9 protein-coding genes are annotated in these 12,741 nt (G+C 44.7%); 4 read left to right on the top strand and 5 right to left on the bottom strand.

The window, feature by feature from the left end; translation table 11 throughout:
* Positions 1 to 263 precede the first annotated feature (263 nt).
* The 3 genes from EQU50_RS01175 to EQU50_RS01165 form a co-directional block, all read right to left on the bottom strand.
* Positions 264 to 1,412, bottom strand: coding sequence for an ISAs1 family transposase (locus tag EQU50_RS01175; protein WP_130153184.1), 1,149 nt, complete (start codon positions 1,410 to 1,412; stop codon positions 264 to 266).
* Positions 1,413 to 1,668: 256 nt separating this feature from the next.
* A complete protein-coding gene (locus EQU50_RS01170) occupies positions 1,669 to 2,196 on the bottom strand; it encodes a hypothetical protein (RefSeq protein WP_130153336.1) in 528 nt (175 codons plus the stop codon).
* 32 nt (positions 2,197 to 2,228) lie between these two features.
* Entirely contained in the window at positions 2,229 to 3,890 is a 1,662-nt protein-coding gene (locus EQU50_RS01165) for a phospholipid carrier-dependent glycosyltransferase (RefSeq protein ID WP_130153335.1), read from the bottom strand.
* A 315-nt stretch (positions 3,891 to 4,205) separates the two neighbouring features.
* Here EQU50_RS01165 and trxA point away from each other — a divergent pair, with 315 nt between their 5' ends.
* From trxA to gap, 3 genes are read left to right on the top strand one after another with little or no spacing between them, the layout of a single operon-like run.
* The gene (trxA, locus tag EQU50_RS01160) at positions 4,206 to 4,526 is read left to right on the top strand and encodes a thioredoxin (protein ID WP_130153334.1); all 321 of its coding nucleotides are present in this window, start codon (positions 4,206 to 4,208) and stop codon (positions 4,524 to 4,526) included.
* Between the two features lie 5 nt (positions 4,527 to 4,531).
* Positions 4,532 to 6,511 (top strand): transketolase, encoded by a 1,980-nt coding sequence (gene tkt, locus EQU50_RS01155; protein WP_207216277.1) that lies wholly within the window; start codon positions 4,532 to 4,534, stop codon positions 6,509 to 6,511.
* A complete protein-coding gene (gene gap, locus EQU50_RS01150) occupies positions 6,508 to 7,521 on the top strand; it encodes a type I glyceraldehyde-3-phosphate dehydrogenase (RefSeq protein WP_130153333.1) in 1,014 nt (337 codons plus the stop codon). The genes tkt and gap overlap by 4 nt, the downstream gene beginning before the upstream one ends.
* A gap of 109 nt (positions 7,522 to 7,630) precedes the next feature.
* Here the strand turns inward: gap and EQU50_RS01145 are convergent, their stop codons facing one another.
* Positions 7,631 to 7,921: a hypothetical protein gene (locus EQU50_RS01145; RefSeq protein ID WP_130153332.1), complete on the bottom strand. Its 291-nt coding sequence runs from the start codon at positions 7,919 to 7,921 to the stop codon at positions 7,631 to 7,633.
* Between the two features lie 22 nt (positions 7,922 to 7,943).
* Here EQU50_RS01145 and EQU50_RS01140 point away from each other — a divergent pair, with 22 nt between their 5' ends.
* Positions 7,944 to 9,569, top strand: coding sequence for a hypothetical protein (locus EQU50_RS01140; RefSeq protein WP_130153331.1), 1,626 nt, complete (start codon positions 7,944 to 7,946; stop codon positions 9,567 to 9,569).
* Here EQU50_RS01140 and addA read toward each other — a convergent pair.
* The gene (gene addA / locus EQU50_RS01135; protein ID WP_165380281.1) at positions 9,564 to 12,719 is read right to left on the bottom strand and encodes a double-strand break repair helicase AddA; all 3,156 of its coding nucleotides are present in this window, start codon (positions 12,717 to 12,719) and stop codon (positions 9,564 to 9,566) included. The genes EQU50_RS01140 and addA overlap by 6 nt on opposite strands.
* Positions 12,720 to 12,741 lie beyond the last annotated feature (22 nt).

Here is a 12,741-nt window from a genome sequence, read left to right as displayed (position 1 = left end):
AGGTTTATTTTCTTCCTTAAACTCTTAAAAAGTTAAGGATATATTCTAAATTTTCATTTAATAAAAAATAGGCATGCAAGCCCCATGGCGATTGCACTGACATCTCCTCAGCCTAGTTTTTAAAATTACGGTTTCTGCTATTTCTCAAACTTTTGTAGATTGATTTGATTTTGTAGGTTTTGAGAGATCTACTTCCTGTTTTTTTTATTTTTAGACACTATCCTCCCCTTTAAAAGACTTACCGTTTATATCAGTCAATCCGCTCAAACGCGCTTTAAATTGTGGTCAGCGGTTAGAATTTTCAATAAGTATTTGTTGTCCCAGCCTGCTACCTTCCGTCGACAGCTCACCCCTCGTTTATTCGTTTTTTCTTGCTTGAGTAGATTCAAAGCAATACGTCTCATGACAGCCAAATTCTTGGCCGCGTGGCCAACATGCACCTGGTTATGGTCTTCCCTAAAACCTACATCCAAAGACCAGTGCAGGTTAATTTCTATGTTCCAGTGTTTTCTGACAGCAACCATAAACTGATCAATATTTTCATAGGCTAAACTTGTTAGAAAGTAGCGGGTACTACGCTCAACCTGATTATTAGTTGTGCGTGTTGTTTCAAGCATGCCAACACCCTTTAACCCAGGCCAACGAAGTTGAAATACTGCCGGATCGCGTGCTGATACTAATGTATAGCGACGTGTTTCTATGCGACCATGATCATGGATCTTCTCTACTTTCCGTCGATTAAGCATCTTCTTGTACTGACGTGATTCTCCTATATGGAAAATTGCCTTGACCATTTCATGAAGCTTCGGTTGATTATCTTTTAGAGCTAATACGTAGTCTGCACCTTGAATTAAGATCTCTTCAGCAATTGACTGCTGACAACCCATGGCGTCAATGGTGACTGTACTACCAGTAACATCAATCATCTTGAGTAATTTTGGAATGGCTGTAATTTCATTGGATTTTTCATCCGTTTTAACTTGCCCTAAAAGAAGACTTTGATTGCTTGCCCAGGCACTTACAATGTGTAGGGCTTTTTTCTCTTTTCTTCTGTTGCCAGAACCCCGTAGCGTTTTTCCATCAATAGCAATAATCTCAGAATTAACATCGATAGAGAGTGACTTGATCCATGCATAAAAGCAGGATTCAAATTGCTCTGGGTCAAGTATGGAAAACACACGGCCAAAAGTATCATGAGATGGCACACCATTAGGCAGCTCGAGAAATGTTGATAACCAATCGTATTTGGCTTTGCCAAATTCACTAATATCAACCCAGTTATCAGCGCCACAAATTGTGGCCAATATTGTTATTACCAAGATATCGTGCAATTTGTGAAGCTTGTTGTGGTTATCAATACGAGGATCGGCAAGAGGTTCAAAATGTTTGAGGAAAGTATCTGATAACTGCATCCCTGTTTCCTTTTTCTTTATTGAGAAAAAAGAATAATAACAACGGATAGAACAGCAGAAAAGCCGAATAAAAAATTAGGAAATAATTTTTAGAATACTAAACTAATTTTCAGTGCAATCGCCATGATGCAAACCCTAATGTTTGTAAAGAAAACAGAGATTTGAAGAATAAGAACTTTGGATCATAGTCTAATATCTATAAAAGCGTCAAAAAAATGTCAAGCGTAATTTAACTTCTATTTCCCCAAAATTGTCCTTACCAAGCAAAACAACAATGTCTTTTTTGGGTAAGCGTGGGTACGGCTATTGCGGAAGAAAGGCTGCTGTTAGGGGCGTTTGAAGCAACGGCGTCTTCATTAACCTTAACTGTAAATTTCTCTGCGAGTGCTTTGAGATCGCCTTCTTTTAAACTTAGTGCATGTTTTGCTTCTTTTAAGATTTTGCAAATTTTGGTGTATTTTGGTACGAAATCCTCAGTAAAGTGGCCTTTGTGGTGAGGCATGCCAAGTATTTTAGGTAAGTCATCTAAATATTTTTCAGGAAATGCTTGTAGAAGTTCTTTCGCGTCCTGATTTTTTTCAATTATAGGCGCCACAGTTTCCCCATCAAGCGAGTCTAGGGTCTTTTGTGTGTTATCAGCCTCTATGAAGCTTCTTATTTTGTTGATAGCCGCAAAACATATCTCTTCTGGGGATTTTGTATCTATCTCAGCGGCGTCCATTCCTAAGACAGGGGTATTTATTGCAATCATCGATAACGAAATTATTAACGCGGCTTTCTTCACACTTTTACTCTTATTTCTTTCTGACCAGTGTATTAATTATGAAATAAAACATTTGGTCCGTCAATGCTAGTAATGCCGAAATGAAAGCCGGTGTTTTTTCGTTGAAATACTTCCACATCATGCAGGCGACCTACCGCCCAAATCTTATGGCCTCCCCTTTGGGCCGCTTGCCATTTTTGTAAAAAGGCTTCTTCGGTGACGATCCATTCCGTTGTGTCTTCAACAGTCGTTCCAAAATCCAACTCGCCTTTTGCCCCCACAACCATGACCCGTTGTTGGCTGTATAAAGGTAAATCTTGGTAATAGGTTAGAAAACTAACGATCGGTTCGCCTGGTTTTTGTTCTTTTAAAATGATATTTACAAGCCCTTTAAGAGACGGCCTTTGCACATGGGGGGCTGCAGCCCCTAAAATAACTGTCATAATCACGGCCGTTACACCAATGCTTGACAAGGCGCTTGTGATTGAGTCGCGTTTTAAGCAAATAACAACCGAAAAGCCATGGGCCAGAAACAGGCCGCTTAAGCCATAAATATACGGTATCAGGCCTATTTTTTCGTCTAGAACCTCAGGCAAAGCATTAGGCACTATGAAGCCTAACATCCCCAGAATGATCATCACAAAACTGTGCCGATAAAAAACCATGTGTGAGCGATTTTGACAGGCTTCACGCAGACTGTGAGCTACCAAAAGGGCCAGGGGTGGAAAAATGGGCAAAATATAAGGGATGAGTTTGGAATTGGAAACGGAAAAGAATAACAAAACCCAGCCGATCCACATCCATAAGTAGCTGTACAAAGGGGAGGTCCTTCGACCCCAAAACGTTTTCCAGGCGTCATACAAAAAAGTTGTCCAAGGCAACAGACCAACCAACGTAATGGGAAGGAAAAACCAGACAGGCTTGTAGCGAGCGTGAATGGAGGTGGTATACCGCAGGAAGTGCTCCACAATAAAATACTTATAGGCAAACTCTGGATTCTTTAAACTAACCAGAATGTGCCAAGGAGCCGTTATAGCTAGGAACACGACACAGGACCCAACGAAGTAAAGGGGCAGCACAAGACGCCATTGGCGTGTATAAGTCAGCCACAAAACAATTAAGGGGCCTGGTACAGCCAGGGCCATAATCCCTTTGGTCAAAACTCCGAACGCGCAAGCTGCACTAAACCCATAAAACCAAAGGCGACGGTTCTGGGATGCTGGTTTCGATAAAGCCTGATAAAAACAAAAAAGGGCCAGCGTGACCCAAGTGCTGACTACCATATCAAGAATAATTAACCGGGCCAGGCTGAAATAAAGAGCTGTCGTTGCCAAAATACCTGCGGCCATTAAGCCCGTGGTGCGGTCAAAAATGGATCGGCCAAAGGCGTAGGTTGCAACGCATCCCAGGGTGGCAAATAATACAATCCACAGGCGCATGCCAAATTCGTTGAGACCAAAGACTTTAAAACTGCAGGCTTGTAACCAATAAAGAAAAGGGGGTTTTTCAAAATATTTCACGCCATTCAATCGGGGCGTAACCCAGTCGCCGGTTGCCACCATTTCACGGGGAATCTCTACATACCGTCCTTCGTCAGGGGTCGCAAACGGACGATTGCCTAATTGAAGGCTGAACAGCACGAAGCATATGAATGCAACGAACAAACAGTCGATGGAAAGTTTCTTGGAAGGGTTGGAAGGGGGTAAGGGCGTCATACTTTGTTTTTAACGTGCATCGTTTTCAGATAATCTCTTGAAATTTTATAGCAGAGGTTTTTGCTCTACCCAATTCAAATCATTTTTCGGGAATTTTATGGCAGAGGTTTTTTCCAGAAACAAGGTGAGAAAGCTGCGAATAGCTATTCTATTTAAGGCTTTTGAGCCGCCTTTTATGGGAAAAAGATCAAATAGAAAAAGCTGGGAAATGGTTTGAATGGGGTATGTACCCAATTCAAATCCGTTAGAAATATCGTTGACCGTTTGAAATGAAAAATGGGAAGGTACAACAGAAATTTAAAAAGGACTTTTTTTATGGCTTTAGGACAAACAACCGACGCAACCTTTCAAAACGACGTCTTGCAATCATCCATCCCTGTTTTGGTTGATTTTTGGGCAGAATGGTGCGGCCCTTGTAAAATGATGTTACCCATTTTGGAAGACGCTGCTCCGGGGTTGGTTGATAAAATAAAGATTGTGAAATTAAATATTGATCAAAATTCTGCAACGCCTGCCGCGTTTGGTGTACGCAGTATTCCAACTCTGCTTATCTTTAAAGATGGTCAAGTTGTTGCCCAAAAAACAGGCGTCATGCCCAAGAACAAGCTTGTTGAGTGGATCGATTCGGCGATTTAATCACCATGACAATTTCTCACAACGCTTTAGCCAATGCCATTCGTATCTTGAGCCTTGATGCTGTTGAAAAGGCAGCGTCGGGCCATCCAGGTATGCCCATGGGCATGGCTGATGTGGCCACAGTCTTGTTTAAGGACTTTCTGAGATTCAATCCAACCGATGCGGACTGGCCGAATCGTGATCGATTTGTCTTGTCAGCGGGTCATGGGTCAATGCTGTTGTACAGTTTGCTTTATTTGACAGGGCATCCTGAATGCACATTGGATCAGATCAGGTCTTTTCGCCAGTGGGGCAGTTTAACGGCTGGGCACCCTGAATATGGCCATATGCCAGGCATTGAAACCACGACCGGTCCGCTGGGTCAGGGGCTGGCAACGGCTGTGGGGTTGGCAGTGGGTGAACGATTGATGAACGCTCGCGTTGGGGACGATTTGATCAACCACTTTACCTATGTCATTGCCAGTGATGGGGACTTGATGGAGGGCGTCAGTCAAGAAGCCATCTCGTTGGCAGGGCATTTGCGGCTTCATAAGTTGATTGTACTGTTTGACGATAACGATATTACCATCGATGGCAGAACCAGCTTGTCAACCTCAGACGATGCCCTGCAACGTTTCCAGGCCAGTGGGTGGAAGGCCATGCGCATTGATGGCCATGATCCGGCACAAATTCAAGATGCCATCAGCCAAGCTCAAACCCATGATCGCCCAACCCTGATTGCGTGCAAAACGACCATCGCCAAGGGGGCGCCTACTAAGGCCGGCACCTCGTCCAGTCATGGCAGTCCGTTGGGTGCGGCAGAAGTCGAGGCTACACGAAAAGCTTTAAATTGGCCGAATCCTCCGTTTGAAATCCCTGCGGATATTTTGGCTGAGTGGCGGGCTATTGGTCAGCGTCATCAGCAAACCTATCAGCAATGGCAAGATCGTTATCAACAGGTGACGCCTGAACAAATAACTAAGCTTAAGAAGGCGATAAGTGCTGATTGGCACCAACCCCTTAATGCCCTAAAAGAGAAATTTGCAAACGAGCAGCCAAAACAGGCCACCCGACAATTGTCGCAAACAGTTTTGGAAACCTTGGTGCCACAGCTTCCCAACCTGGTGGGCGGATCAGCGGATTTAAGCGGGTCGAACAATACCAAGACCAAAACTCACCACGCAGTTACAGCCGAAGATTTCAGTGGCAATTATGTCAATTACGGTATTCGCGAACATGGTATGGCTGCCGCCATGAACGGGTTATCCCTGTATTGCGGGTTCATTCCCTATGGCGGAACGTTTTTGGTGTTCAGTGATTATCTGCGCCCAGCCCTTCGTCTGTCGGCATTGATGCAGCAAGGCGTTATCTATGTGTTGACCCATGATTCGATCGGTTTGGGTGAAGATGGTCCGACCCATCAACCCATTGAACACCTGGCCAGTTTGCGCGCCATTCCAAATGTGAATGTTTTCAGGCCGGCAGATGGGGTAGAAGTGGCTGAATGCTGGCAATTGGCCCTGGAACAGCGGCAAACCCCGTCCGTTTTGGCCCTGAGTCGTCAGGCAATTACGCCGGCGCGCTTAAGCCATACTTCTGAAAATTTATGCGCCAAAGGCGGGTACGTGGTTCGGGGGAATGCGTCAGCATCCCAGGTGACTTTAATTGCCACAGGGTCAGAGCTTGGGATCGCCCTTGACGCTCACCAACAATTAGAAGCGCAAGGGATTCAAAGTCATGTCGTTTCCCTGCCGTGCTGGCGTTTGTTTGACCAACAGCCAAAGGAATACCGCCAACAAGTTCTGGGGAAAGGCCTGCGCGTCGGTATAGAAGCCGCCAGCGCTTTTGGATGGTCCAGCTATTTAAGATCCGATGATATTTTTATAGGCATGAATGGTTTTGGTGCCTCCGCCCCCGCCAGCGTTCTGTATGAACAATTCGGCATAACCGTAGATCAAGTGATAAAGAAGATTAACGAGAAGCTTTTAGAAAAGGAAAAAAAATGACAATAAGAGTTGCAATTAACGGGTTTGGGCGCATTGGGCGCATGGTTTTACGGGCGTTAGCAGAATCAAACCGCCAAGATATTCAGATTGTTGCGATTAATGATTTGGGGTCGGCGGCTGCCAATGCACACCTGTTGCAATATGACTCCGTCCATGGTCGTTTTCCAAGACCCATTCATCTTACTGATCAGACCCTGGATATAGGCTTTGGGCCCATACACTTGTTGGCTGAACCGAACCCTGAAAAACTGCCCTGGGCACAGCACAACATTGACCTGGTCTTTGAATGTTCCGGCCGGTTCACAAAACGCGACGATGCGGCCAAACACTTAACAGCAGGGGCCAAACGGGTCTTGATCTCAGCCCCGGCTGAAGGCGCCGATATCACTGTTGTCTACGGCGTTAATCACCAACAGATTCAAAAAGAGCATCTGATTTTATCCAATGCCTCCTGCACAACCAACTGTCTGGCTCCGCTGGCGTCTGTCTTACATCAGGCTGTTGGGATTGAGTGCGGCTATATGACGACCATTCATTCCTATACCGGCGACCAGCGCATCGTTGACACCCTGCATAGTGATCCGCGCCGCGCACGTGCAGCTGGTTTGTCTATGATCCCCACCTCAACAGGGGCTGCCAAAGCCGTTGGGTTGGTTTTGCCTGACTTAAAAGGGAAACTGGATGGCACATCCATTCGCGTGCCCACGGCTAATGTATCTGTAGTTGATTTTACATTTAACAGTCTTAAACCAACCACTGCCACGGCGATTAACGACGCTTTAAAACAAGCTGCCCAGGGACCTTTGAAAGGCATTTTGGCAGTGGTTGACGTGCCATTGGTATCATGCGATTTCAACCATGACTCACATAGTTCTATTGTTGATCTGGATCAAACCCAGGTGGTGGGTGATAAGTTCTGCCGTGTTCTGTCATGGTATGATAATGAATGGGGCTTTTCGAATCGCATGCTGGATGTGGCTTTGGTTATAAAAGATTTAGATTCTGTATAAAAAGCTGGCGCACACAATTTAACCTCTGTATGAATAAAACCTTATAACGATTAATAAGAATTTTATAGGGTATGAGTAAAAGATTTTTGGTGCTGGGGACAGTTTTAATTTATTTCTTTGCAGGCAATCTGCAGGCTGCATCGAATAATATGGCGATAGAGCAGGAACCCCAGGCAAAATCGACTGTCTCGATCTCTGGGAAGAAGCGCCCTTTGATCGAAGAATCTCCATCTTCAAATTCCTCTGATGTCACTGATGTAGACAAGCGCCAATGTTTCGAGAGTTCGTCTTCTTCATCATCATCTTCTGCGGTGTCTCCCTTATCAAGGCTTAGAGATGTCTTTCTTTGTGACATAGCAGACTTTCTAGATAAAACGAGCTTTTTGAATTGGTTGGCCACTGACAAGCGATTCCGTGGGTGTTTGTTACAAAGTCCATCATTTGAGAACTTAGATTTTGTGATTAACAACTCAATTCTACAAGATTTTCAGTATCTGATTAATCAATCCCTGAAAACCCAATCCCCTTTTCTTACTGGGGTGAAGCGTATTAGATGGAATGCAGAATGGTATTTAGACACTTCATGTGCGCTTACCTTACATATTCTTGAGTATTTTTCCTTGCTGGGTAATTTTTCAAATCTTACAAAGATTGATATTAATGTTTTAGATCCGAAAACGCTAAGCTTGGGTCTGAGATATTTGAGCAAGGATTTAGAGAAGCTTTCGATAGGTTCTCTCAGTTCGGGGAGCATAGTACCTCCTATAGAAATCTCGTTACCTTTTTTTCATCGTTTGAAAGTAGCGAATCTTTTAGACGTAGCGATAACACAGGATAATCTGTGGATGCTGCCAGATACAATTACCGATTTAAATATAACAATTGCTAATATTAGGGAAGAAGATGGGGTTCTCTTCTCACGTTTTAAGAATATTGAAACGCTTAGAATATTTCAAATTCATTATGAAGTGGCGAAGGCGATCTTGACTTACATCCCCGATAAAAAACTCACATCTTTTATTTTTCCCGGGAATATTCTTGCTCAATTGGTACTTAAAGACTGGACTTTGTTGGGACGCTTCTCAGCACTTCAATATTTTGATTTTTTTGAAAGTGGTAATACAGATTGTTTTAATAATTTTTGGAAACACGTAGATCCAAAGGTTAGTCTCCGTATAATTAGAAATATAAATTTATGCTTAGTAGCACAACCTGAAGATTTATCCTGTTCTGTGTTCCAACGATTTCCAGGATGTGAAGAGCTTATTCTGCCGGAAAAAACCCCAACCCACATTATTAATGAGATTTTGTGTTATGTCGCCCCTACAATTAAAACCCTAGATTTTAATTGCTATATGGGTGGTTGCTCAATTATTTTTAACAGCTGCGCACAGCTTACAAAATTGTGTTTTCATGACCAAACCAAAGGTGTAGGAAACATATTTAAAAATCTCCCCATCAGTATTGTGGAAATTACTATGGAAAAAGTGGATGGGGACGATATTGACCCAAATGATCTACAACGCCTTGTGAATCTAAAGATACTAGATTTTTCCCCATCGAATAATAATTCTGCACTTCAATTGAACAAATACGTCCCTTATTTGCCAACGGGAATTAAATATTTAAAAATTCGAAACGCTAGACTTGGGCAGCCGCCTGTAAGCTTTTCGCATCTTACGGTTCTTCAAACACTTGACCTTCAGTACTTGAAAGAAATCAGTCCAATTTTAAATTCGTCATCAAGCAGTTCCCAGAACAACGCAGAATATACTGTCAGTCACTTTACCAAAACGTCAGCAACAGTTGTTAAGGGTATGGTAGGTAGTTTCCCTGCTTCAATCGAAGCCCTATGGCTAAGTCCCACTATTTTGCACTTGATTAAGCTTTCTGATTTAAATCATCTAAAACGGCTTTCGGACCTCAGCTATGACTATAACAGTGACGAGGATGAAGAGTATGGTAGTGACATCTACGAACCAAGTGAAGAAGAAACTCAAGAAAGGACAAGATTTAACAGAAAATTCCGTGGTCTGTTGAAACTATAGAATCTCCACAAGTTCTGGCCCATCTGTCCACAGTAAAAAGGTGCGCACAGCATGATGGGGGTACAGTTTCTGCATCGCATTAGCATAGTCGCCGAGTTGTTGTTTGTAAGCCGGGGGCATGGTGGATGAAATCGCCCCTGTCTTATAATCCAAAATAAAAACCGTGGTGTCGGTGACTACAAGACGATCGATGCGACCCATAAAACTGCCCGACTTCACGTCAACCTCGGCCACTGATTGGGGTCCGAAAAACAGGTGATAGTCGGGATGTGTTAAAATTTTCAGAAGGTTTTCTTGATCTTGCGGTGTGATCAGACCCATCGGATCATGGCGCTGGCACCAATCCGTGATATCGGTCGTGGGCGTTCCGACCTCTAACAAACGATGCATTAAAATGCCCCGGGTTTGTTGATCAGAGGCCATCTCTTTTGGTGATTCTTTGGTTTTATTCAACCATAAAGCTTGATCAGGTTGTTCGCGAAACCATGCGGGCGCCTCAATTTTACCTTGTGAAGGAAATAGGGCCATTGCTTTTTGAAAAGGCGTCGGTTGGAAAATCCAACCGTCTTCAGACGTTTTCTGACCCACATCCTCCAACACTTCGTTGAGCAGGTCATACCATTCACCAGCCTTTGCCTTCTTTGCCATACCAGCAATATACAGCTGATCTTGAGACCGCGTCATGGCCACATACAAAAGACGCCGTTGTTCCTGCATGGCCTGATCCAGGCTTTTGCTTTTAAGATGCGCGATGATTTCTGATTGCTGTTTTTGGGTTGGCTTCACAAGGAACAAAGGCACTTCGTCTTCGTCCCAAATAAACAGATCTTTTTGAAGGGTGGGGTGGTCTCCGCTGTCGGCCAAAATAACCACGGGCGCCTGCAATCCTTTGGCCCCATGAATGGTCATAAGCCGGACTTGATTCGCCTCTGACGAGATGCTGCGTTTAATGTCGGTTTCTTGGGCATCCATAAAATCAATAAAATCTTGCACACTCGCGGCGTGACTGTGTTGGTAATCAAGGGCTTGTTGCAAAAATTCTGACAGAATTTCCTGGCATTCGGGGCCTAAGCGGGCTGTAAAGGCGCCCTCTGTTTCTCTTAGAATGTCGTGGAATAAAACGAACGGGTCATCAAAATCAACGCGCCCGAGGTGCTTTTTCAAAAAAGAAACGGCTTGTTGATATGCTGGGTCGTCCCCTTGATGATTCAATAAAGACTGCCACAGGCTACCATCGCGGGTGTGGCACCAGATGAACAGCTGATCTTCCGAAAGGCCATAGCCGTTATTGATTAGCGGACTTTTTAGAACGCAGGCCAGGCTGTAATCATCCTGAGGAAGGCATAAAAATCGCCCCAACGCCAATAAATCCAGAACCGCAATGTGATCCTTTAGACGAAGGCGATCGACGCCAGCCACGGGTATATGGCGTTTTTTAAGCTGCTGTAACAGCAACGGAATCCAAGGTCCCCTCCGTCTGGACAAAATCAGAATATCCTCAGGTTGCACAGGCTTTTGAGTGCTGGGTAAAATAATCTGGCTTTTCAACAGGGTGTCAATTTTAGTGGCGATTTGATCGGCCAATTGGGCGCCGCCAGAAATCATAGGTCTTTGGTCAAGAGGCAGGGGCCAGATCGTCTCTTCAACATCATCATCCACCTGAATAAGGGGCCAAAGCTCCACCAGACCTGGGGCATCCCGTCGATGACTAACATGCCTGATTTCTTCTTTTAAGAATTGAACCCCATCGGGATTTTTTTTGAAAATTTCATCAATGATGGCTAAGACAGCGGGCGTGGTTCGAAACGAAACATCCAAAGATATATCGTGCCAGCGCCTTTCCTGGCTGGTCAAATAAGCTTTGAATTCCGGTCGCAACTTATTAAAAATGGATGGCTTGGCGCCTTGAAAGCTGTAAATCGATTGTTTGATATCACCCACCACGAATAACGTTCGTTGCAGGACATCAGGGGTCAGCAGTGCCAATATCAGCTGTTGCAAAATTTGCCATTGGGTTGGGCTTGTATCTTGAGCCTCGTCCACCAAGATGTGATCAAATCCACCGTCTAATTTATAAAAAACCCAGTCAGAGATACCTGGTTTTTGTAAAAGGCGAAGCGTCAGGGCAATAAGGTCCTCGAAATCAAGCAGGCCTTGGCGGTGTTTATCCGCCTGGTAAGCTTCAAAAATGGCTTGGGCAACTTGGCAAAACGCCAGGGTTATTTCAATGGTGTGTTGTGTTTTGGCATATTGGTCAACCTGATAAACCGACTTTGCAAACTGACATAAAGTCTCAAAAAGATCGGGGAAGGATCTTTCAAACTGCTTACTAGCTAATTTCTGCCGAACTTGCCCCTCTTGGGTCAAGAAGATGGTGTTGTCGTGGGGTTGATGGAGCCGTGCCGCCATCTTCTGATCAGCGTCAGTCCCATGATCCATCATCGTCGCGCACAACAAATCCCAATCCACAGGGGCAGGCGGCGCCGGTTCATTTAAGAAAGACTGTTCCAGGACCTGTTGATAGGCTTCTAAGCTTGGGTGTTGGTTTAAAAATTCGTGAAACTGGGCGCGTTGACCCTGCAAACTTTCCAACATCTCTTCAAAACGATTTTCTGAAAGTTCCCCTGTTAAGTAATTCAAGGCCGATTGCAGATTGGGGGACGGATTTTCAAGAACGTGCTGCTGAGCCCGCCCTAACAATTCATTGGCGGTGGTTTCTTCAATCAGTTGAAAGCAGGGGTCAATGCCAGCCTCCAGCGGAAAACGCTGCAGCAACCCCTGGCAAAAACTGTGGATGGTTTGTATTTTTAAACCCCCGGGCGCATCCAAAGTCTGAAAGAAAAGGTGTTGGGCGCGCTGAATCACAGACGCATCAGGGGGATGGCCCAAAAGACTAGATAAGTCCTCTTTTAACGCATCAGGCTCGAACACGGCCCAGCTTTGCAATTTCTGCAAAAGGCGTTGCTGCATTTCGGTGGCAGCCGCTTTGGTGAAGGTAATGCACAAAATGCTTTCGGCTTGAAACCCCAGCAACAGCAATCTCGCCAGGCGATCAATCAAGACCTTGGTTTTCCCCGTGCCGGCCGAGGCGGCGACCCAACAGCTTGCCCCAGGGTCAGCTGCTTGTTTTTGTGCGGTTAATGCGGTCACCAGTTTCCTGTATGTTGATTCA

It is taken from the genome of Candidatus Finniella inopinata (assembly GCF_004210305.1).
In the GTDB taxonomy this organism is placed as follows: Bacteria; Pseudomonadota; Alphaproteobacteria; order Paracaedibacterales; family CAIULA01; genus Finniella; species Finniella inopinata_A.
The sequence above is the reverse complement of the archived record's forward strand: the minus strand, read 5'-3'. Positions and strand labels throughout refer to the sequence as shown.